Origin of the sequence: Novosphingobium sp. HR1a, assembly GCF_015594425.1 — a bacterium.
GTDB classification, from domain to species: Bacteria; Pseudomonadota; Alphaproteobacteria; order Sphingomonadales; family Sphingomonadaceae; genus Novosphingobium; species Novosphingobium resinovorum_A.
The window spans coordinates 54,618-76,430 of the sequence record NZ_JABXWS010000112.1 but is presented as its reverse complement, the minus strand read 5'-3'; the positions used below and the strand labels follow the sequence as shown (position 1 = coordinate 76,430).

General features: G+C 60.7%; 20 protein-coding genes and 4 pseudogenes. 15 read left to right on the top strand and 9 right to left on the bottom strand.

What is annotated here, in order from left to right; translation table 11 throughout:
* The first annotated feature begins 583 nt into the window (after positions 1–583).
* From HWN72_RS29435 to HWN72_RS29420, 4 genes are all read left to right on the top strand, one after another.
* On the top strand, positions 584–1,003 hold the full coding sequence (locus HWN72_RS29435) for an integration host factor subunit alpha (protein WP_309141604.1): 420 nt from the start codon (positions 584–586) through the stop codon (positions 1,001–1,003).
* A gap of 244 nt (positions 1,004–1,247) precedes the next feature.
* Entirely contained in the window at positions 1,248–2,021 is a 774-nt protein-coding gene (locus tag HWN72_RS29430; protein ID WP_008833209.1) for a hypothetical protein, read from the top strand.
* A gap of 1,247 nt (positions 2,022–3,268) precedes the next feature.
* The gene (locus HWN72_RS29425; RefSeq protein ID WP_008831153.1) at positions 3,269–3,451 is read left to right on the top strand and encodes a hypothetical protein; all 183 of its coding nucleotides are present in this window, start codon (positions 3,269–3,271) and stop codon (positions 3,449–3,451) included.
* A gap of 1,055 nt (positions 3,452–4,506) precedes the next feature.
* The gene (locus tag HWN72_RS29420) at positions 4,507–4,920 is read left to right on the top strand and encodes a hypothetical protein (RefSeq protein WP_008831154.1); all 414 of its coding nucleotides are present in this window, start codon (positions 4,507–4,509) and stop codon (positions 4,918–4,920) included.
* A 157-nt stretch (positions 4,921–5,077) separates the two neighbouring features.
* Here HWN72_RS29420 and HWN72_RS31940 read toward each other — a convergent pair whose 3' ends face one another.
* On the bottom strand, positions 5,078–5,380 hold the full coding sequence (locus HWN72_RS31940; protein WP_008831155.1) for a hypothetical protein: 303 nt from the start codon (positions 5,378–5,380) through the stop codon (positions 5,078–5,080).
* Between HWN72_RS31940 and HWN72_RS31460 the strand changes: the two are divergent.
* A pseudogene (locus HWN72_RS31460) lies at positions 5,267–5,707 on the top strand (hypothetical protein); the annotation flags it as partial. The gene HWN72_RS31940 and the pseudogene HWN72_RS31460 sit on opposite strands and share 114 nt — an antisense overlap.
* Positions 5,708–6,027: 320 nt before the next feature.
* On the opposite strand, the gene HWN72_RS29410 reads toward HWN72_RS31460, so the two are convergent.
* Complete coding sequence (locus tag HWN72_RS29410; protein WP_008829514.1) at positions 6,028–6,261, bottom strand: hypothetical protein; 234 nt, start codon at positions 6,259–6,261, stop codon at positions 6,028–6,030.
* An 842-nt stretch (positions 6,262–7,103) separates the two neighbouring features.
* Here HWN72_RS29410 and HWN72_RS29405 point away from each other — a divergent pair.
* Positions 7,104–7,880, top strand: a complete 777-nt coding sequence (locus HWN72_RS29405) for a hypothetical protein (RefSeq protein ID WP_037518867.1) — start codon at positions 7,104–7,106, stop codon at positions 7,878–7,880.
* A 248-nt stretch (positions 7,881–8,128) separates the two neighbouring features.
* On the top strand, positions 8,129–8,380 hold the full coding sequence (locus HWN72_RS29400) for a hypothetical protein (protein WP_008829516.1): 252 nt from the start codon (positions 8,129–8,131) through the stop codon (positions 8,378–8,380).
* Between the two features lie 10 nt (positions 8,381–8,390).
* Here the strand turns inward: HWN72_RS29400 and HWN72_RS29395 are convergent, their stop codons facing one another.
* Positions 8,391–9,302: a histone deacetylase gene (locus HWN72_RS29395; protein WP_008829517.1), complete on the bottom strand. Its 912-nt coding sequence runs from the start codon at positions 9,300–9,302 to the stop codon at positions 8,391–8,393.
* A 167-nt stretch (positions 9,303–9,469) separates the two neighbouring features.
* Positions 9,470–9,850: a helix-turn-helix domain-containing protein gene (locus HWN72_RS29390; protein WP_008829518.1), complete on the bottom strand. Its 381-nt coding sequence runs from the start codon at positions 9,848–9,850 to the stop codon at positions 9,470–9,472.
* Positions 9,851–9,941: 91 nt separating this feature from the next.
* On the opposite strand from HWN72_RS29390, the gene HWN72_RS29385 reads away from it, so the two are divergent.
* The 3 genes and pseudogenes from HWN72_RS29385 to HWN72_RS29375 all read left to right on the top strand — a co-directional run bounded on the left by HWN72_RS29385 (position 9,942) and on the right by HWN72_RS29375 (position 12,867).
* The gene (locus HWN72_RS29385; RefSeq protein WP_069710052.1) at positions 9,942–11,003 is read left to right on the top strand and encodes an SDR family oxidoreductase; all 1,062 of its coding nucleotides are present in this window, start codon (positions 9,942–9,944) and stop codon (positions 11,001–11,003) included.
* A 157-nt stretch (positions 11,004–11,160) separates the two neighbouring features.
* Positions 11,161–11,314: pseudogene (locus HWN72_RS29380) on the top strand (DUF2256 domain-containing protein).
* Positions 11,311–12,867 (top strand): annotated as a pseudogene (locus HWN72_RS29375) (cryptochrome/photolyase family protein). Before HWN72_RS29380 ends, HWN72_RS29375 begins: the two co-directional pseudogenes overlap by 4 nt.
* Before the next feature lie 18 nt (positions 12,868–12,885).
* On the opposite strand, the pseudogene HWN72_RS31455 reads toward HWN72_RS29375, so the two are convergent.
* Positions 12,886–13,196: pseudogene (locus HWN72_RS31455) on the bottom strand (IS30 family transposase); the annotation flags it as partial.
* Between the two features lie 146 nt (positions 13,197–13,342).
* On the opposite strand from HWN72_RS31455, the gene HWN72_RS29370 reads away from it, so the two are divergent.
* On the top strand, positions 13,343–13,537 hold the full coding sequence (locus tag HWN72_RS29370; protein WP_211152169.1) for a hypothetical protein: 195 nt from the start codon (positions 13,343–13,345) through the stop codon (positions 13,535–13,537).
* Positions 13,538–13,953: 416 nt separating this feature from the next.
* On the opposite strand, the gene HWN72_RS29365 is transcribed toward HWN72_RS29370, so the two are convergent.
* Both HWN72_RS29365 and HWN72_RS29360 read right to left on the bottom strand, forming a co-directional pair.
* The gene (locus tag HWN72_RS29365; RefSeq protein ID WP_211152168.1) at positions 13,954–14,262 is read right to left on the bottom strand and encodes a hypothetical protein; all 309 of its coding nucleotides are present in this window, start codon (positions 14,260–14,262) and stop codon (positions 13,954–13,956) included.
* Positions 14,263–14,361: 99 nt separating this feature from the next.
* Complete coding sequence (locus HWN72_RS29360; protein ID WP_211152167.1) at positions 14,362–14,682, bottom strand: integration host factor subunit alpha; 321 nt, start codon at positions 14,680–14,682, stop codon at positions 14,362–14,364.
* An 866-nt stretch (positions 14,683–15,548) separates the two neighbouring features.
* Between HWN72_RS29360 and HWN72_RS29355 the strand changes: the two genes are divergently transcribed.
* Together HWN72_RS29355 and HWN72_RS29350 are read left to right on the top strand one after the other, a co-directional pair.
* Positions 15,549–16,211, top strand: a complete 663-nt coding sequence (locus HWN72_RS29355; RefSeq protein WP_211152166.1) for a hypothetical protein — start codon at positions 15,549–15,551, stop codon at positions 16,209–16,211.
* A gap of 308 nt (positions 16,212–16,519) precedes the next feature.
* Complete coding sequence (locus HWN72_RS29350; RefSeq protein WP_248006455.1) at positions 16,520–17,497, top strand: MBL fold metallo-hydrolase; 978 nt, start codon at positions 16,520–16,522, stop codon at positions 17,495–17,497.
* 123 nt (positions 17,498–17,620) lie between these two features.
* Here HWN72_RS29350 and HWN72_RS29345 read toward each other — a convergent pair whose 3' ends face one another.
* Together HWN72_RS29345 and HWN72_RS29340 are read right to left on the bottom strand one after the other, a co-directional pair.
* The gene (locus HWN72_RS29345; RefSeq protein WP_211152164.1) at positions 17,621–17,908 is read right to left on the bottom strand and encodes a BrnA antitoxin family protein; all 288 of its coding nucleotides are present in this window, start codon (positions 17,906–17,908) and stop codon (positions 17,621–17,623) included.
* Positions 17,905–18,150: a BrnT family toxin gene (locus HWN72_RS29340; protein WP_211152163.1), complete on the bottom strand. Its 246-nt coding sequence runs from the start codon at positions 18,148–18,150 to the stop codon at positions 17,905–17,907. The genes HWN72_RS29345 and HWN72_RS29340 overlap by 4 nt, the downstream gene beginning before the upstream one ends.
* A gap of 1,435 nt (positions 18,151–19,585) precedes the next feature.
* On the opposite strand from HWN72_RS29340, the gene HWN72_RS29335 reads away from it, so the two are divergent.
* Positions 19,586–20,347, top strand: coding sequence for an IclR family transcriptional regulator (locus HWN72_RS29335; RefSeq protein ID WP_211152162.1), 762 nt, complete (start codon positions 19,586–19,588; stop codon positions 20,345–20,347).
* A gap of 37 nt (positions 20,348–20,384) precedes the next feature.
* The gene (locus HWN72_RS29330; protein WP_211152161.1) at positions 20,385–21,806 is read left to right on the top strand and encodes an amidohydrolase family protein; all 1,422 of its coding nucleotides are present in this window, start codon (positions 20,385–20,387) and stop codon (positions 21,804–21,806) included.
* Positions 21,807–21,813: the final 7 nt, after the last annotated feature.

The following is a 21,813-nucleotide window of genomic DNA, read 5'->3' as shown; positions in this document are numbered from 1 at the left end:
TTTTGCTGGTTTGGATCAGTGACCAAGCCTATACTGCAACGCATTGCGCGCGCGCTCTAAAGCCATGATGGCCTGCCCGGGAACACACAGTTCGAAGGGCGGCCGATGTGGGAGAGATTCTTGCCGAAGACGAAGGCAATGTTGAGCGCGATCCGAACCCCCACCGAGGAAATGAGGCAGGGCGGCGCCTCTGCACATGGCCAGAAGGCGCAACTATGGTAGACGCAGCCCTGCACGAAAACTGACGGAATTGGCCATAATCTCCGGCTAGCAGTTCCGAGGACGAGTAAACCTTCTCCCCGCAACATCCCGATTACTACCCATATGATCCGCCTAGCGTTGGTCCATGGTGAACCGGTCGGCTGTCAGGGGAGGCGCCTACTAAGTCGATAGCTGAAAGCCACCAGCTGCTGTCGGCGGTCAAGCGAGCGCGGCGGTTGGAGGACACCGCCGCGCCCGCCCCGGCGGCCACCCATGGGCGCCGAGCTGCAAACGAATGATATTGATGGACCGGCCGCACATCGCGGCCCTCTGTTCACAAGTGCGTTGATCCCTACCGGCCTATCGCTACCGAGCCGGCCGGGTGCGGCGGCTTGCAGGGGACCGACGCACCCATCTCCCTTTCGGAAAAAGTCGTTTGTTAGCGGTATGCAATCGATCCGCTGGTGCGTTATCGTCGCGACAAAGGGAGATTTCAGTGCATCAAGTGTCCAAGAGCCTCACTCGCGCCGCAATCGCCGAGGCGATCAAGAAAAGCGTCGGGATTTCCTTCGCCGGAGCGGATCGCATGGTCGATGCGATCATTGAGGAAATCGCCGCCGCTCTCGAACGTGGCGAGAACGTGAAGATAGCCGGCTTCGGCACGTTCCTGCTGAACGATAAGGGGCCGCGCGTCGGACGCAACCCGAAGACTGGCAAGGAGGCGGTTGTAGCCGCGAGGCGCGTCGTCACCTTTAATCCGAGCGCCATCCTGCGAGCACGCGTCGCTCCCGTGCTGGACTGATCTCAGATCAGCGACCTGATCTGCAACTCCCTCGCCCTCGTCCTCGGCTTCGCTGCCCCGTGCGAATGGCGCCCGCCCCAGGAAGCAGAGATAGGTCCGGTTCTGCCGCCACGTCGTCACCGCCGGGTCGAAGCAGCAATAGATCGGCACCGACGTACCCAGCTTGTAGGTGAGTGGCGCGAAGGTGTCCTCGTACTCCGCCTCGCCGAGCCATGAGAGCGTGAAGAGCAGCGTTCGCAGCGTGATGCCCGGCGTGGTGTCGGGCACCGTCATCGGCGCGAGCACAACAGGCGATGGCGCTTTCGCAGTTGCAGACCCGCGCGCGTTTACTGCGCAGCGCGAGCATTACCAGACCGGCGGGCATTACGGCGTCGTCGACTGGGAGCAGACCGCCTATGAAATTAGAGGTTCCGCCTGCCACGACAACGGGTTCAACTCGGTGGCCGACCCGCGTTTAATTTCTGATGCCTCAAGTGGGGGGCGGGAAATTAAACTGCCGGAGCCCGGCGATCGTCTCGTGTGCCGCATCATCGCGACCGACGGCACTTGGCACCGCCCGGTCACGACGCTGGACCTTGCCTCGCAGCAGGCGCTCTTCGCCCTGGAAGAGACCTTCTACCAGGAGGCGACCGAATACGGGTTGGAATGGTGCTGCCGCACCCCGTTCGACCTCATCGGCGGCTCGGACGTCGCCAAGCGCGAGTGGATCGGCAACATTGTGCCCGGCGCCGCCGCTACGGGCATGGCCGAGACGATCGGTGAGACGATGATCCTCGCCGACATGGGCGAGAGCTTCTTCCTGAGCCCGCACGAGATCTGGGCCAAGCCCGGGGCGCTCGCTCTCGCCATCGACAACGGCCAGATCGCATTTCGCATCGACGGAGAGTTCACATCAACGCCATGCTACTTTGTGACGATGCGGGACCGCCGTGCACCCGCGAACCGCGCGAGCAGGCCTCGAGCTTCGACCCGATTGTGCTCGACCTCATCTGTCACCGAAGCGACCTCTTCGATGTAACCCGCCAGACGAATCTCTCCGATCTTGTCGGCATGAACGGAAACCTGATCGCCAAGGCGGATCGCCAGTTCCTCGACTTCGATAGCGGAGACCTTCGAAAGTACAAAAGCAACCATATCGTGAAGTGCGTAATGCGCACCCTCAAGGTGAAGAAGTGCTTCTTCCAAGGACTTAAATCTGTCGCGTGTATTAGTGATCATAGCTATTATCTTATCGCTTTTAGCGGTCCTTTTGTTTCGGCACGGCGCCCTTACGGCCGATTGCGCATGACGGCAATTGCTCTGTCGCATTTGCGACAAACCGCTCGTCGCATTTCACCTGCTCATCTAAACCCAAAGCCAGGAGGCCGTCATCGAATTCCGCCCGCGTGATCCGGCCGTCCTTCCGGCGCGCGCACCGCCAGCATAAACACCAATGCGACCCCGGCCGCGATGACCAGCGCGCCGATCACCGGCACGACGGTCATCCTCAGTGTCGAGCGCGCTTCCAGACCGAACTGCGGCGGAGCGGACTGGTGCCTGAGGCCTACACCCTTCGCGGAGACGACCAATCGCTGAACGCAGGCATGCCGCAATGTGTGCGAGCCAGCTGTGAAACGCCGATGCCAGCCCCGTGCAGATATTTGTTGGACGGGGCCGACACCGCTGGCCGCGTGAGCGGCGACTGCGGCGCAATGTGCCGCGAGAAGAGCAATCGGGCGCACGGAATGGCGGCCGAGCAGTGTCCAGCGAAACAATGGGAGCGGGATGCCGGTGACCAAAGTTGTCATATTCAGCGCAAAATCAATAGTGTACCGTGCGTTTGCGACCCGAAGGGCGCTGCGGCCCTTACAAAACTGGCCCGGTCCTCTCTTAGTGCCGGGCCTTCTTGCCCTATCAGTCGGCCGGTGCCTTTTCTGTAGCCCCTTGATCTGGCCCGGGGCGCTGAAGCACCTTCGTGCTCGCACCCACGATCGCCATGCCGAGAAGAAAGATGACGATTATTCCGCCGACAATGTACCGAAAATTCTTCGGCTTGCCGCCTTCGTGACCGCCGGCGGGCGTAATGGTCTCTTGGTCGCGATGGGGGCGGTCCTGGGGTAAGTGGCCCGACCGCTTACCGATGAGAGCGATTGCCGGGCCACAGGTGCAGGAACACCTGCTTGCTCGAAGCGACGGACTGAAAATTCGTTCCATGTTCAGCAGCGTGGAACGTTTGCCGCACCATCGGCATCTCCCTTTGAGGGCGTTTCCGCGAAGGAGAGAGACATGACCGAAGAAGGGGACGAACAGCATCCGCAGGTCGATGCCGTAACCGCCAACGAGGTCGTAACCGGCATGACCGACGAGCAGCTGGCCGCCGCATGTGACGCGGCGGAAGACTTGGACAATCTCACCGATGTCGAGGAGGCCGTGTTGGCGGAAATCGAACGGCGACAGCTCAATCTTTGAGCACCGCACCCTTACCCGATCCGGTAGACCTTTGAGCCACATCGAACGTCTCCTTCATATGCCGGCTGACGATGGCCCGCGATCACCCGTTGTCAGGAATGACAATTCTTCCCGCGCTGATGGGTTTTTGAGACAAAGGATACGCCTGCTGTCCGAGACCGCCGGCATGGTCGATAAATCTCTCGGCACCCGCCGCAGACAGTGATGCTCGCTCGTCACATGAAAAAGGCATTCGCGTCAGCCCTTATACGAAGATGGCGTTACGGCCTGCCATCCCCGTGACCGCCGCGGTCCTGACGATGCTCCTGGGCGCCTTCTTGCTGCAAAGACTCGCACGCAAGAAAATGAGATGAAAGGCTCTACCGGAGCGTTCGTCATGGGCCATGCCCCGACGAAGCACGGATGCACGCGGTACGCAGGATCGTTCCCGAATTGCGATAGCGGGGCGACGCGCCCGTGAGTGAGGAGCCTGATTCCGCCGTTTCTCTGCGCGAGATGGCGCAACATTGCGGGTTCAAGCTGCTGAAATCCCGGCGGCGCAAACCTGGCGTCGGAGACTTCGGGGGGGTCGGCCTCAGCGACGCTACGGGCAAACCGGTCATGGGTGTAGGGACCGGCGGCCTGACGGCTCTGCCTGACGAGATCGAAGCCTTTCTTCGCACGGGCGCGCTCGACAGCTGGAAAGCCTCGGCAAAAGCGGCGCCCGACGCGCCCAGATCACCCAAAGCAGTCCGCGATCACGATGATACGGAGAAGGAGGGGTCAACCCGGCGCGGTGGCGCCCATGCCGAGCGCAGCGAAGACCGGCCGGCGCGCCGAATCCGGAACACAAAGCAGCCCGACCTCCCTCGCAGCCCCAGACCGCCCAAAGCCCGATTGGAAAAGCACGCTCGTGGCGGCCCGCAAAAAGGGCCTGCGCAGTCCCAGGGGAGCGAGCCCCACCACCAGCGGCTCTCACCATCAGAACACCCACGACAGAGGATGTCGCTGCCATCGCTGCCTTGCTCGGAGAATTACCAGGCGTCGATTGAACAGCGCAGGACGTATCTGAAGGCATGGCGGCTGCCCGCAAGGCTGGCGGGGGTGTGCTGCTGGCCGATCAAAATGGCACGATCGGCTGCATCGCCTGGGTATTGCTGCCCACCATTCACCGCGGCACACTCGGTCGGATTGGGGCAGCAACCGGCAGCATGATCGTCGGCACCGTCGCCACTATGTCTGGCGCGGTGGATTCGTTTGCGCTGACACAGTCGGATTTCGATGCGATGGGGCAGCGGCTTGCACTCGCCGGTGCCAAAGCGCGCGAGCAGGCGCGGGACGAACTCGAGCGGATCAACTTCGCACGTTTGTTTCGCCGGCGCGCTACCCTGCTGGATTTGCTGGTGATCTGCGGTGCCTCGCTGGCCGATGTTCTGCGCCATCCAGGCGATGTGCCGCTTGAAGTGCAGCAAGCCTTTGCGCTGGCTTAATCTGGACTGACCGAGGCGGGTGCGGCCTGTCACTACCCCGACCGTGCAGAATGATTTCAAATATGACGGTCGAGCACGATTACAGAATTTTAATGGTTAATTGCCGTGTATGGATGGCACCGTGCCCAATCGAGGCGGGACCTCAATGATCCCGGGATCAATGGCCTCCTTCGGCCACCAAATCTGCGCGCGAGGCCTTCACGCGCACCGCACGAGGAAAAATCTCCGCATTAATCCGCCGGAGTGCCACGATTTCGAGCACGAAATGGATTTCTTTGCTCGGGGTGGGGAAAGGACGGTCATGTGGCTCGTCGATCGTGAAATCGATGGAAGAGGCGCCAGCCGCATTCCACTGCAACTGGAACTGCGAGCCGCGCTCGTACGGTGGTATATCGACAGCGGGACTGTCGCGGACGAGCAGGCCAGCATCATCCTCATTCAACAGGCCAGAAGCGGTCACCGGTGGATTGCCTGCGGATGCCTCGGTGTCAACATACCACCGCCAATCCTCACCCCAGCCTACCTGTCAGAGGCCGAAATCTACTATCTGTGCCGGCTCTCCAGCCCGAAACGGCCCGAACATCTGCCAGACTGCCCGTTCTTCTGCGACCAGGTGACGATGCGCATCAGGGAAGTCCGCTCACGCTTGACAGCCCTCGACCCGCCCGAAGGCTTCTTCGCGGTTCTGAAACCAGCGCCGGAGAACCTCGCTCAGCGCCCTGCGGAAGATTCCAATGATGATCGCGCTCGGAATGGCTCGATCCCGAGGCTGGCTCGTCTGCTATGGTTCTTTGCGCGACGTCCGCCATGAAGGCCGATCCGAAGCGAGACGGCGTCATGGCTGGAGAGCGATGTGAGAAATCCTCTCACATCGTCCCGCGAAAGGGAAGGGCGGTGGGCGGGAATTGAACCCGCCGGCTACGCCGCCGTGTGCCTCGGTGGAAGAGACCCACACATCGAATCGCCCCACACAACAGTGGCGGCGGCAACTAGCACAAAATTAGTGACGCTCAACACCGCTGCGCGACATCGAGATTGTAGTGGTGGCGAAAAACACAGGCCGCCACCGATCGTTCCTTGCCACGGCCCGCCGGATCGCCCGCAGTGTCACTTGTTTGCGCCTTCAGCGGCGTCGCCGGCTTTGTCCGCGGCATTGCTCACGCTGTCGGCGGCGTTCGTGATCGCGTTGTTCTTCGCAGTCTCGCTGCCAGTGAGTTGGCTTACGAAGAAAACGCCTGCAATCACGGCGAGAAGCACGGCGATTGCGATGACAACACTCGCTCCGGAACTGCGGCGAGTCTCGACTACGGTGGTCGTGTGCGACGGATTGGGATCAGCCATTTACCTCACCTCACATTGCTCTTTGTGCTGCGGTCAACTCGGCGAACCGGCAACGGTTGCACGCGGGCTTTGAATGAATGCAACCCGGAATGATTTAGCCGTTCCGGAACCTCCCTCCGCCGAGCGACAACCCCGTCATCGCGGACCCGACAAGACTCTTCGAGATGCGAGCATTATGGGAGGGCTGCCACTTGGTGCGCCAAGCCCAATCGTCAGCTGCGCAAGGGAGCAAGTTGCCGGTGAACATTCATAAGCGACGCTCGGTACGCCTGCATCACGCGGGTCGCCCATTGAGCCTGTTGGTCCGCATTGCTCGGCTCATTCTCCGCGCCGGCGGCGGTGACGATCTGGGTCGATCGAGTAGAGGCATGTTCCGTGGTCATAAGCCGTCTTTGTGGTGTCGTATCACTGTTTGATGGCGTGGAGTATGTGGCATTTTCCGAACCGCAAAATGCCGAGGAAACAAATCGGTTCCGAGTTTGGTATTGTCGCTTCAGCGCAAGGGCATGGAACGAGGCTCGCGCGCGATGAATGTAGCCGTACGGCCTTTCGCTGACCTCATTCCCCGCTCCACGCTGACTTCTTTATCGCTGACTCGATGGCGCGCTTCTCCAGGGCATCAGCGGCAGGCGAGGGCAAGTCTCCTGATGCAGGGTACGACACGATGACGGGGGAAGACCTAGCTGCGCTGCCGGTGGCCAAGCGTGGGCGGGGTGACACGCTCTTGACGCTCGGAGCGTCCTGGCTGCCGCTCAGCAAGCCGCGGCAACTGCTCGACGCATGGGAAGGAATGTCGTAATATGGGGCCGTGAGTGAGGGGCAAGCTGCGGGGGCGGGGCGCAATGGGTACAGCGATTGCAAATCGGCAGTTCTTCGCGGCGGAGACGCGCTTCTTTGCAATCACGGCCATCGTCATGGCGCTCATTAATGTCAGCGCGTTTTCGTTCTTTGCTGCAATGGGCATATCGTCCTTTCGCGCTCCCTTTTCTGTGCATCTCCACGCAATTTTATTCATGGGTTGGGTTCTGCTGTTTGTCTCGCAGGTGTCCCTCGCCGCAACCGGATCGATCAGGCTTCATCGCAAATTGGGGTGGCTGGCCGTTGGCTGGGCTGTGGCCATGGTGGTCGTCGGGACCCTGTCAACGGTATTGAGCGTTCAAAAGGCGGCCGTACCCTTCTTCTTCCTGCCGGCGCAGTTTTTATTGATGAACCCGCTCAGCGTGATGCTGTTCGCGTCTCTTTTGATCGGTGGCGTGGTAAAGCGGCGCGATCGCGAGTGGCATCCACGCCTGATCATATGCGGCATGGCAGCTATCATGGGCCCTTCATTTGGAAGGCTGCTGCCCGCCCCGTTGCTGATGTATTCGATGCTGACGGCAGTCTTCATTGGCATGATCGCATTTCCGGTGGCGGGCATCGTGCGGGACAAGCGGCGCTACGGGAAGGTGCATCCCGCGTGGTGGCTGGGCCTTGCTTCACTCCTGCTTCTACAATTGGCCACTGAGACATTGGGCCGCAGTACGATCGCTGCGGCAATTTATGAGCATCTAGTGATCGGAACGCCCGGTGCGCACGTCCCGCCGCTTATCTACCAATCCCCGCCGTTCCCGACTTCTTAACGGCGTCTTGCTAGCCATGTGGACCGATCCATACGGGACGTTCAGGTGCCAGTTGCTTATCCCAAGCTGCGGCCTGTCCCGTTCCGGAAGTGTAGCCCTGCCTTGTTGATCTTTACGCCCATCGCGCTGCGGATGGTACAAAGCAATCGGCCTACGGGACTGACGTCAGGAGGTCGGGGCATGCTGCGGTAGTGCGGGCGAAGGTACTGAACCTTTGTATTCTTGATAATCCGCGATAGGCGCGCTCCATGATGAACATCCCCTGGGACCAGCCGGCAACGCTTATCGATCTGGATGGCAAGACGCCGGTAATCGGATTGATGCTCGAATGCGTTATGCACTTCGCGCTCTTCAAGCCTTTTGCCAAGGAGCAGGCGCGCATCCTTCTGACGCAGCCCGTGTTCCGCGAAGGCCGCAGAACGCGCACTTGGGTTCTCAATCCCGACGAGATCGAAAAGCTGGCCGAGCGGCTCGATGCCGAGAGGAAGGCGGCCCGGTAAACCCGCGCAATCAGTCGACGTCTCTCGCCGCGATGGTGGCGGAAAGGGTGAGGATCGTTCGCGCGTGTCGCAAGGCCACGGCTTCGCGGTCCGCGCCGTACCCACCGCCCAGGGTGCTTGCCAAGGGAATGCCGCGCCGCTTCGCCTCTGTCGCCACATAGCGGTCGCGGCTCGCGAGGCCTTCGTCGGTCAGGGACAGCCGGCCAAGCTTGTCGTCCGCATGGGCATCGACGCCTGCCTGCAGCAAGATCAGGTCCGGCACGAACCGATCGAGGACCATGGGCAGCGATCCGGCCAGAGCTTCCAGATAGCCGGCATCGCCCGTTGCGTCGGGTAGTCCGACATCCAGTGAAGAACGCGCCTTGCGGGTGGGGAAATTCTTCTCGGCATGAATGGACAGCGTGAAGATGTCGCTGCGCCCTGCGGTCAGCGCCGCAGTGCCATCGCCCTGGTGCACATCGAGATCAAGGATCAGGATGCGCGATACGTCCCCCTCTTCGATCAGTCTGTTGGCGGCAAGCGCCAAGTCGTTGAAGACGCAATAGCCCGCCCCGGTATCGGCGAGGGCGTGATGGCTGCCGCCAGCGGAATTTGCCGCATATCCGTGCTTTAGCGCCAGCTTCGCCGCCAGCCACGTTCCCCCGGGCGAAAGCTGCGATCGCCGGGAAATCCGCTCGTCGATCGCGAAACCGATCCGGCGCTGCTTGGCCGTCGGCACCGCGCAACCAATGACTTGCGCGACATAGACCGGGTCGTGGACAGCTTCGAGCCATTCTCGCGGCATGACTTCGGGCGCATGGACCGTCATCGGTACGCCGCTTTCGCCCAGCAACCGCATGACCAGCGCATATTTGTCATGCGGAAAAGTGCCCGTGCGCTCGGTCTCGACCGCGTAACCGGGATGATGGACGACATGCAGCATGGCCTCGCAAATAGAGCGCCCTGGCGCACAGGTCGAGCGTCATTGGGGAGCGCAGGGCCTGACGATATCGGTCGAGGAGCTTTTCCGTGAAAGCTGCAAGCCGCGCCGGATGCAAGCAGTCATCGAGATTATCAAACACCCGAGCGTTGCAACGGCGGCCACATTTTTCAGGATCGGCGTGAACTCGGGCGCGGGACGAGTTGATCCAGAGCATCGGTATTGTCGCGGCCCCACCCATACAGAAGTTCGACCGGCTCGACGAACCTGCGGCCAAGATCGGTGAGGCTATATTCCACCATCGGCGGTATCGCGCTCTGCACATGCCGGGCCAGCAGGCCGCTGGCCTCCATGTCCCTCACCGTCTGGGTCAGCATCTTCTTGGAGATCCCAGGCAGGCTGCGCAGAAGCACGCCGGTGCGCGCAGTTCCGCCGTGACGGGCGTGGAGAGTGTGAAGGACCATGCTGGTCCACTTCGTTGCGAAAAGCTCCAGCACGCGGCGGGGTGCGCAATCCTCCCGCCATTCATCGTCCGGCGTTCCGGGCTGCATGTGGTTACCTTTTGGTGCCTGGGTCAGTGAATGGTGCCGTCTAGAAGATGGAGGCGCCAATGCCTAGGTCCCACGCAACAAGGAGATACACATGGCGAAGACGGCATTGGTGGTAGGCGCGAGCGGCATAGTCGGCAGTGCAACAGCGCGGCTTCTGACCGAACAGGGTTGGACCGTCCATGGCCTGGCGCGGCGGCCCAATGCTCAATCCGGGGTACATCCGATTGCCGTCGATCTGCAGGATCCGCTCGCCACCGCGCAGGCACTGCACGGCATCGACCCGGACGCGGTGTTCATCACCACGTGGCTGAGGCAGGACAGCGAGGCGGAGAATATCCGCGTCAATTCAGCGATGGTGCGTAATCTGCTGAATGGTTTGCCCAAACCCGGCGGTTCCCGTCACGTCGCGCTGGTTACAGGGCTGAAGCATTACCTCGGGCCGTTCGAGGCTTATGGCAAAGGTGTTCTGCCACAGACACCGTTTCGCGAGGAACAGGGCCGCCTCGACGTCGAAAATTTCTACTACGCCCAGGAAGACGAGGTGTTCGCGGCAGCTGCGCGCGACGGCTTTACCTGGAGCGTCCATCGCCCGCACACTGTAATCGGGCTGGCTGTCGGCAACGCGATGAACATGGGCACGACGCTAGCCGTTTACGCGACGCTATGCCGTGAGACCGGACGGCTCTTCGCTTTCCCGGGTTCTGCTGCGCAATGGTCAGGGCTCACGGACATGACCGATGCCACGCAACTCGCGCGCCACTTGCTATGGGCGGCAGAGACGAATGCGGCGCAGGATCAGGCGTTCAACGTCGTTAACGGCGACATCTTCCGCTGGCAGTGGATGTGGAGCCGCATCGCCGACTGGTTCGGCATCGAGGCTGCACCGTTCGACGGCAAAGTTTGGCCGTTGGAGCAGCAGATGGCGGATGATGCAGGGTTGTGGCGTGAGATTGCTGTTCGCGAGGGCCTCACAGAGCCCGATCTCGCGCGCTTGGCCTCGCCATGGCATACAGACGCCGATCTGGGCCGGCCGATCGAGGTCGTGGCCGATATGACCAGGAGCCGGCGTTTGGGCTTCACCGCCTATCAGCCCACCGACGATGCGTTCTTCGCCCTGTTCGAGCGTCTGCGCGCCGATCGGCTAATCCCCTGAAAAGGTCGCCAGCGGCATCACCTCGTCCGATGCCGCTGACTTCCGATGCCTGCCTGCCCCCAGTCTGATATCTCAAATGGCACCCCGAGAATGACCGGAACGACGAGCTGGTCAGTCTTAATTTGCCTCCAACCTGCATCTGGTGCGTTGAGACGACATGGCGCACCACAAGCTGACTTTGCCGACCAAGATATGCCCTTCCTGCCAGCGGCCGTTCGCGTGGCGAAAAAAATGGGCGCGTGCGTGACTGGGACAAGGTCAAGTTCTGCTCGGATCGCTGCCGCGGGGTAGGGGAGACGGAGCGGCCATGACCACGCTCATTCCCGTGTTGGGTGACCAGTTGTCGCTCGGTCTGTCGTCGCTGCGCGGGGCTAACCCCGGCGATGCCGTCGTGCTGATGATGGAAGTCGCCGATGAGACGACCTACGTTCGCCATCACAAGACCAAGCTGGCCTACATTCTCTCAGCGATGCGCCATCATGCCCAGGCTCTAGAGGAAGCAGGATGGCGCGTGGACTATCTGCGGCTGAATGATCCTGAAAACAGCGGCAGTTTTACAGGCGAGGTCGCTCGGGCGATCCAGCGGCATGACACTGAACGGATCCTCGTCACCGAGGCGGGAGAATGGCGCGTCACCGCCATGCTGGATAGCTGGGAAACGCTGTTCGGCGTGCCGGTCGAGATCCGTAAGGACACGCGATTTGTGTGCTCGCACGGCGAATTCGATACATGGGCAAGCGACCGGCGCGAACTGACGATGGAGTTCTTCTATCGCGAAATGCGCAGGAAGACCGGGCTGTTGATGGACGATGGCAAACCGGCTGGCGGGCGCTGGAATTTCGACAAGGACAATCGCAAGCCCGCGCAGGCCGACCTGCTCATGCCGCGTCCGCTTGGCTTTACGCCTGACGCGATCACGCGCGATGTCATCGCAATGGTTGAAGACCGGTTTTCCGATCATCCGGGCGATCTGGACAGTTTCAATTATGCTGTGACCGCCGCAGACGCCGAACGCCAGGCCGCCAGCTTTTTCGCAAACGCACTGCCGTAATTCGGCGACTATGAAGACGCGATGCTGACCGGCGAGCGCTTCTTGTGGCACTCGATCCTGTCGCCTTACATCAACTCGGGACTGCTCGACCCGCTCGACTTGTGCCGCCGCGCTGAAGCCGAATATCGCAAGGGCCGTGCCCCGCTCAATTCGGTTGAAGGCTATATCCGCCAGATCATCGGATGGCGCGAGTACATGCGCGGCATCTATTGGCGTGAAGGCCCCGGCTATGTCGATCGCAATTTCCTGGAACATGACCGGGCGCTTCCGGACTGGTACTGGACTGGCGACACCCAGATGCATTGTCTGTCGGAAACGATCGGGCAAACGCTCGCGACGGCGCACGCGCATCATATTCAGCGGCTGATGGTAACGGGAAATTTGGCACTGCTGATCGGCGCCGATCCCAAGCAAGTGCATCTGTGGTATCTCGAAATCTATCTCGACGCCTATGAGTGGGTGGAATTGCCCAACACGCTGGGCATGAGCCAGTTTGGCGATGGCGGGCTGCTTGGATCAAAGCCTTATGTTTCATCAGGCGCATACATCAACAGAATGTCGGACTACTGCGGTACTTGCCGCTACAACGTCAAAGAGCGGATTGGCGAAGATGCATGCCCGTTCAACGCCCTGTACTGGAACTTCCTCGCCCGTCATCGTGATAAGCTGGGCGCAAACTATCGGCTGGCCATGCCCTACCGCACTTGGGATCGGCAATCAAAAGCAGATCAGCAAGCCACCCTCGAGCAAGCAGCGGCTTTCCTTCGCCAACTGGATGGAGACTGCGGTGCACCTTATGCAAAGCGTGAATGATCGCACTCGGCGGTGAGTTCAACGGGTGGAGGCAACACAAGCTTTAAGGCGCTTCGCGGGCGTTTGGTATTCGAGCGTTTTCCTTGGTCATTCGCCGAGTTGCGGTGCAACGGCACTCGGCTTGGCTTGGCTGGACAGCCGCAGATCGGTTCCTATAGGAAAATACTGCCGCAGCACACGATTGGTGTTTTCGTTGGAGCCGCGCTGCCAGGGCGACTGCAAATCGCACAGATAGACTTCAACATTGCTCGCCAGCGTAAGGCTCGGATGATAGGCCGTTTCCTTGCCGCAGTCCCAGTAAGCGATTTGTAGATTTCGTGCGGCAAACGTTCCACGCTGTCATCCGTGGAACGAATTTTCAGTCCGTCTCTTTGAGTAAACGGGTGTTCCTGCACCTGTGGCCCGGCAATCGCTCTCATCGGTAAGCGGTCGGGCCACTTCCCCCGAACCGCACCTCATTGCCACGGAGATTCCCTTGCCCCATCGCGACCAAGATACCATTACGCCCGCCGGTGGTCACGAAGGCGGCAAGCCCAAGAACCTGCGGTACCTTGTCGGCGGAATGATCGTCATCTTTCTTCTCGGCATGGCGATCGTGGGTGCGAGCACGAAAGTGCTTCAGCGCCCCGGGCCAGATCAGCGGGCTACAGAAAAGGCACCGGCCGACTGATAGGGCAAGAAGGCCCGGCACTCAGAGAGGACCGGGCCAGTTTTGTAAGGGCTGCAGAACCCTTCGGGTCGCAAATGCACGGTACACTATTGATCTTGCGCTGAATACGACAACTTTCGTCACCGGCATCCCTCTCCCATTGTTTCACTGGATCCTCCTCGGCCGCCATCCCCTGCGCCCGAGCTCTCAGCAATCAATGCTTACTGGCGAGCTGATGCGGGGGGGCAGCGCTCCACTGCCGCGCTCTAATCGGCCGGTGCGTTTACGCCCGCCAGTGCGACATTCGAGATCACACCGGTGCAGGCCTGCAAACGGCGAACACAAGAAACCGCCCCCGTACCAACGATGGCGCCGGACTGGCGGAACTGCGCCGCAGTTATGATTGAGCTGTGTCCGCGCCGATACGCCAAGCAATATCATCGCTCATCCTGCGTGGCGAACGACAGCCGCTCGGCGGGCCCAACCTTTTCATCACCGGCGAACAGGGCGTCCAGCCGCTCGCAAACCTCTTCGCGGAAACTTGCACGCGGAATTGGCCGAGGTGCCGTCAACGCGATCTCGTCGGCTATCGCATGCTTCACGCGATCGACGGCAGCCTGGTCCAATACGCCGGCGGCGGTGAGTTCCCTGCAGAGCTGGACCAGCCCGGCGGCGGTGGCCTGAGCGCGAAGGCCGACGTTCTTCAAATCGTCGTGCATTCGCGCACGTTCGGTGGTCGACGTCATTTTCTTCTCCTCTCGCTATGTCATTGATGTAACGCGCGAGAGCAGAAGAGTTCGCCACAGCGAATGCCGGTTATCCGAAAGAGGCGATTGAGCCGCCCCTTATTTGTCGGCGGCGTTTGGCAGCGGCCGAGCGACACGGCTCTTCAACGCCTCGCTGGGACGAAAGGTGACAACCCTGCGCGCCGAGACGGTGTGCGCTTCGCCGCTCCGGGGATTACGACCGATCCGAGCACGCTTGTCGAGGAGTGCGAATGTGCCGAATTGCATGATCTTGACGCTCTCGCCTCGCTCCAGCGCTTCAGCCATTCGCGCAAGAATTCCTTCGGCTATTGCCAAAGCGCCTGAGGCTGACAATCCAGCGTCCCGCTGGATGGCGGCGACCATCTCAGCCTTGGTCAATGTACAATTACCCTGGCGCATACCGAATCTCCTTTCGGATCACAGTAAACGCGCCGAAGCATTTCCAATATCATGAAATTACAGGACAATCCGGTCACAAGTGTACGCAGGACGGCGCGGCGATCCCCTGCAAGTCGCCGCGCCTCATAAGGCCTGAGCACATACCCACCGCCTTCGACTACGCACTTTTGACCACAACCCTGTGATATGGGTCGAGCCGCATGGCCCCCCACCTCAGCAGCCAGAAGAGAGCCGCAGCGGGGGCCTGTTTCACCGACTCCCGGGCACGCGGTGGATATAGTTGCCTTACCAATCAAGTAACGGATAGGTTTGGGAACACGGATATGGCAGTTATGCTCCAACATGGAATGAACGCCCATGTAAAAATCTCTTAAGATCGACTATACCGCTAATTTCCTTGGCAACCATTTCCGAAGTAATCCCGAGGCGCCCGCGAGTGATGTGCTGTAGGCGCGGGAATACTATCGCGATCGGCACGTCCGCTTCTATGCCATGCACTGCGCAAGATCTCCGCAAGCGGAATAGAAGGTTTCAGAGTACTATCCAGAAATAGCTGCCGCTGTGCCCCTGATGTAACCAGCGGATCGCCAGCCTCAGTGATTTGATCGAACGACAGGGCAAATTGCAAGTCGCCGTCGGATGCTATGCCGAAAATTCGGTCAATCTGATATAATAGATCGAATCTGAGATTAATTACTTTTCAATGCAGTAGCATCGTATTGATATGGCGTTCATATTTCGAGATTACAGCTGCGACCGTCTGTCAAGGCGTGCAGATCTCTCCCGTAATACCGGAGGAAAACATGGTAGCACTGACGAAATAGGCTCCGACACACCTTACGGATGAACGACGATTCTTCGCTACGATGGCGTGCGTCATCGCGATCGCCACGTTTGTTGGCTTCGCGCCAAGCTATTACCTGGCGCCCATGTTCGGCGCCAAGCCGATGTCCACGTTGCTGCACCTCCACGGTTTGGCCTTCACGGGCTGGATCTTGCTCTATTTAACGCAAACCGGACTGATAGCCGCCGGGCGCGCCGACATTCACAGAATCGTCGGGGTTGTAGCATCGGCGCTGGGCCTGGTGATGGTGCCGCTGGGCGTCGCGACAGCGATCATCACCAAGCAAGTTGCCGCAGCCAATCATCTTCCGCCTCAAGGCCCACCCCTGATTTTCCCGCTCGGCGCGATCTTCACCTTTGCGGTACTCGTTGGTACGGCCCTGATGCTGCGCAAGCGTGCTGCCTGGCACAAGAGATTGATGCTGCTCGGGACAGCGGCGATATTAACGACGCCACTCGCACGGATCACGCGCTTTACCCATATCGGCCTCGCTCCCGCGATCGGTGGCATCGTCTTGACCGATGTCCTTCTTACCGCCCTGGTGATCTACGACATTCGATCGCGCGGCAAGCTGCATCCCGCGACGCTATGGGGCGGTGGGTTCTTTGTCGCGACGCAAGCGCTGCGGATTCTGCTTAATGCCACGCCTGCCTGGCAGGCATTTGCCAAGAGCCTGACGGGCTAGTTTCCATTTATCGTCGATTGTAAGAATCTACTGGCCTTTGCAATTACGGATGCCAGTAGAGAAGTCATCTGACAGCCGTAATGAAAGCGCGTTTTACAGTCTCGACCCATGCCAGTCTATCGTCGGCGTTGTGTCTGCCCCTGAAAGCCGACATTCCAAGATAGTGGTGATTTCATGATGTGGGCGCACCGGCTCGAGATTTCTCGGAGGATATCGTGGAACTAACCCGTCGATCCCTGCTGGCACTGGCCGGAGCGTCACTCGTCCCTGTAGCGCCTCTCCGTGCGAGCAATCGGATTTCGGTCCCGTTGGTTGAGCGGCTCGAGCTGACGGTGTTGATCGATAGCACAACCGGCGTATTCGGTTTGCCAATCAGTCGGCCCGACCTCCATGTCATGCCTCCGCCGCTTACCACCGACTATCGCACGGCTTTCGCCGGCCAATGGGGCTATTCGATGCTTGCGGCCGCATTCGCAGGTGGAAAGTCGCACAATATCCTGATCGATTTCGGGTACACGCCGGCGGCGCTGCTGAACAATATGCTGCTGCTGGGGATCGCGCCCGAGACGATCGACGCGATGGTCCTCAGCCATGGCCATTATGATCATTTCGGTGGACTGGATGGCTTCTTGACCGGTGGGAAGGTCCGGCATGGTACGCCGCTATTCATCGGCGGCGAAGAAGCGTTCTGCGAGCGCATCCGGGGCACGGCCCCGGATGGTCCCTCGTTCGGGGCTATAGATCGTCCGTCTATTCGAAAAGCCGGACTGGATCTTGTCGTTTCGGGAGATCCAAAGCTCGTTGCGGGATCCGGCTTCACCACGGGCAAGATCCCGTTTGTGTCTGCCGAGCATCCGCGTGTGCCCACTGCCATGTTGCCGGGGCAGAATTGCGATCGCGCGCTGGTCGATCCGGCCAAGCGCGGCAAAACCTTCGTGGTTGATGACGCCGAGCATGAGCTTGGTACTGCCTTCAATGTAGCGGGACGCGGACTGGTGGTGATCGGTTCGTGCAGCCATCGCGTTATCATCAACACGGTTCGGCGTGCGCAGGCGGTGTCGGGTATCGACAAGGTCCACGCGATCGTCGGCGGTTTCCATCTTATTCCTCCGCAAACCCGCGATCAGGCGCTGGCAACGCTCACCATGATGCAAGCCTTGGCTCCGGACTACGTCATTCCCGGCCATTGCAGCGGAGAGGTGTTCATCTCTGCCGCTATGGCGGCAATGCCGGAAAGGGTAATTCGCTCGGTAGTTGGAACGCGCTACATTTTTGGTATCGCCTGACCTTTTCCGCCAGCAGCAGGCAGGTCAGCACGCGACCCATGCCGGTCGTTCAATCGCCGAGTTCCTCCCCAGGAGCGGACCAGCAGCTTGCCATGGTCCTACCGGGTAATGATCCAATCGGACTCAGTACGCAGCCACCCACTCCTTGAGGGCCGCATCGATCCGCGACTGCCAACCGGGGCCGCCGGATTTGAAATGTTCGATTATCTCGGGCGAAAGGCGCAGTGTGGTGCTGACCTTCTTCGGCGCCCTCTGCGGACCGCGTACGCGAATCGTCTTTGCGAGGTCCGGGAAGGCCTCAGCGAAAGGCTCCGCCCTCGCGAAGTCCTCGGCTGTCCATTCGGGGTTATCGCCGAGCGCATCCATATCGGCCTTGGTGTATCCAGGAGCGGCATTTTTCGGGTCGGTCATGGCAGGAGGCTCGGTTTCGTAATGCTAGCCGGGCGGGCAAAGATGAGCGAGACGCCTTCGGTGCCCACCGCAGCGAAAATCACCGTGATCGTGCCGTGCATCTCGCCGATAGCGGCAAAGCGTCCGTCCATCGCAGGGATAACCAGAACGGAGAGGAAGAACCCTGCGCCCATATCAGCAAAGTCGATCCCGTGCTCGACGAGGTTCGCTTGCCGTTTCGGCTCATCCCATACGATGATCATGGTTTTTTGTAGTTACGATCTGATTGATGGTCAATCGCTTTTCGTAACTACAATTTGCCCTTGGCATCGGATAAATCTTCCTGTCCATAGCGCTAAAGGCCCTTGAACATCTCGCCGGCGTGGCGGCGGTGGGGCGGATCGAGCCCATGTAGTATGCATTCTTCTTCGCCGTTGGCGAACGTGGCGGGCAAGGCAAACAGGGCCGTAGGCTCCCTTTCGCTTCGGATCAGGCACGGAACGGCGGACTTGGGGGCGTAGCGGCCATCTCGGCTGTCGACCCTTCCAGATCGTTCAACACCCAATTTTAATCTCCCAAGTCCAGAGCGACTGCTTCCTCATTCTTGATGCCTTGGACTGGGACTTTGGGTTCGGTCCGGTTCTGAGCGTACACCCTCAGAAAGCAGACGCTCCGGTGTGTAGTTCGCTGACGGGCCATTGGAGGGAACGCCCATCCAAGCCGCTCGAGCGAGATTTTAGCACGCCTAGGAGCGGACATTCAGGGTATGCCTAGGCTTGGGACTTTGCCATCATTCCCGAACCGGCGTCGAAAGGGCGGCTTTCAGCAGAACACGAGACGTTCTGGGAGATAGCGAGCAGCGGTAGAAGCCGGAATAAGCTGAACGATTCTGGCTAGGCTTCTTTGATTTTCACAGGACAGGAAGCCGCCGTGGGAAGTCTCAGCGCACTAATCCGCCGATCTCATTATGGTCGATCAGGCTGATAGGAGGGATGCGGCGTGCGGGAAACGTCCCGCTGTGAAGTGGGACAGTTCGTCAATCATAGTGTCAACAACCACGCTCTTCTCTCTCTCTCTCTCTCTCTCAAGCACGCGCCGCGCAGCGGGTCGGGCAATCACATTATCTTTCAACCTCCTCATGTTGGCGAGCTTGGTGATCGGCAGGCTCAGGTCGCGGCTTCAGCAGAAGACGATCAGCGCCTAGGGGGCGGCCAGGGTAAAACCATCAGTTCGTCGATCGCTATTCCGAGCGCGAGCGGCTCGGGGTGCCGGTCGATACCGCCACCGATCACTCCACTATCGCGATATCCGGCAGGTAGTGGTCCACGGCGATGGGAAGGGACAAGCATTGTGGCGAGAAGGCAGCCAAATTTTCCACATTCCCTTTGAAATAGCGGGCATGCTGGTGGTAGCCGCCTTGCCCTCGTTACGTGGCTATCAAATTTCACATTTCTGAACCATGCGTTCGATTCGAGCGAATCGATAGCTTATGATGTCGATTGAAGTGGGATGATTATCAACCTTAGGCGGCCTGAAGATGGGATGCCGTTCGTCAAAAAAAGGATAATATGGCGCAATAATCGAAACTTATCACTTTCGCGGCATCGATTTGACTTGAGGCCGCGGAGGGATCATGATGTTCACAAGGCTGAACGATTGGTTCCTCATCGTGAACGCCATTGCTTGACCAGGGGTGGCATGAGCGACGAGATTAAATCCGCAGCACGCGTGCTGGATATGCTGGAACTATTTTCGGCCCGGTGTGATGGTCTTAAGCTCAGTGAGGTCGCGCGCGGTCTGGAACTGCCCAAGAGCAGCACGCTGGGCCTGCTGCGCACCCTGCACAAGCGCGGCTATCTGGTGCGCGAGGACGAGGACGACAGCTACCGCCTCAACGACATGATCCGCCGCGACGGCTTTGCCCGCCATGGCCGCATCCTGCGCGTCGCCCCGCCGGTGATGACCGCGCTGGCAGTGGACGCAGGCGAGACGGTGCTGCTGGGCATGCCCGATGCGTCCGGCCTCGTGCGGCTGCTGGCCAAGGAGGCATCGCCTTCGGACATCCGCTACGATATCGAACTGCCGCGCAAGGTTCCCGCCTACTGCACCGCGCTGGGCCGCGTGCTGCTGTCGCGGATGGAGCCTGCCGCGTTCGAGGCCGCGCTCGACAGCGTGCCGCGCGCCGCGCTCACCGCCTCCACGCAAGTCGACCGCAGCGCGGTGATCGACGCGGTCGCTGCCGCCCGCGAGACAGGCTTCGCGGTGGTCGAGGACGAATTCGCGGTCGGCGGCACCGGTGTCGCCGCTGTCATTCCGCTCGGGCCGGGGCAGCCGCTGGCGGCGCTCGGCCTCGCCTGCATCTCGCAGCGCTACCGGCAGGACCCCGCGCGCCTTCAGGCCCAGTTGGGCGGCGCGATTTCCCGCATTGCCGAGGCAATGGCGGGTCAGGGCAACATGTAACCAACGCTTCGCGCAAAACATGACGGTCGCAAACATCATGAAGCATCCTTTTCGAAACCTCGCTCTGACCGCCGCAGCTCTTGGCCTGTCGGGCATGGCCTCTGCCGCCGCGCCCGAGCGCGATGCCGCGGTGCCGCGCACCGACCGCCACGAGTGGATCGCGGGCGGCACCAACACCGATCACACCCCGCGCATGATCCCCGAGCGGCCCGAAGCGGCCGCCGGACCGGTCACCGTGCTGCGCGGCGGCTTCGTCTTCGACACGCAGTCCCTTCGGGTCGCACCGGGAAGTGTGGTGATGCAGGGTCGGCGGGTTATTGCCGTGCTTTCTCCCGACAGCAGCGCATGGCCCGCCGACGCGAAAGTGATCGACGTGACCGGCAAGTTCGTGATGCCCGGCCTGATCGACATGCATGTGCACCTAACCTACCCCGACAACGAAACGCCCTACGACGTCCAGGCCGAGGATGCGGACGGCGTACTGCGGGGGACGCGCAACTTGCGCTGGTTCATCGAGGCCGGGTTCACTTCCGTGCGCGACCTCAACGGTGTGGGCGATGCGCCTTATCGGCTGGCGGACTGGGCGGCCGAGGACGCCATTCCGTCGCCGCGCGTGTTTACCGCAGGGCACATCATTACCGGCACCGGCGGCCATGCCACAGAACGTCCGGTGCGCCCCTCGCACGGTCCCGACTACGCTTGGGAGCGCAACGGCGCCGACGCCTGGCGCACCGCCGTGCGTGAGACGTTCAAGCGCGGGGCCAGCGTCATCAAGGTCGCCAGCCACTTTGCCCCGGACGAGATCCAGGCGGCGGTGGACGAGGCGCATCGCCTTGGCCTGAAGGTGACGTGCGACTGCGAGACGATCTACACCCAGATGGCGGTGGAAGCGGGCATCGACATGATCGAACATCCACTGCCGCGCACCGACAGGACGATCGCCGAGATGGCGCAGCATCATACCGCCTCGGTGCCGACGCTGCAGGTCTACCAGAACGTGCTCGACCGTGCGGGCGGCTTCTGGGATTCGACCTCGCGCCGCTTCACGATGACCTCGGATGCGAACTTCGCGCTGTTCCAGAAGATGAAGAAGGCGGGCATCGTCATGGGCGTGGGCACCGACACGATCGGCGACGCCAACAAGATGATCCCCAACATCTACCTCGCCGAACTCAAGTGGTTCGTGAAGGGCGGTTACACGGTCCCACAGGCGCTGCAGGCGGCGACGCTGACGAACGCGAAGCTGCTGGCGATGGACGACCTCATTGGCACCATCCAGCCCGGCAAGCTGGCCGACGTGATCGTCGTCGATGGTCGCCCCGATCAGGACATCGACGCGCTGCGCAAGGTTTCGATGGTGTTCAAGGACGGACGCATGATGGTGAAGGACGGCGCCGTCGTTATCCCGCCGCATGTTCCCGTACCGCTCCCCAAGCCTTCGCCCGCCGAAGCCCCCTAAGACGCAA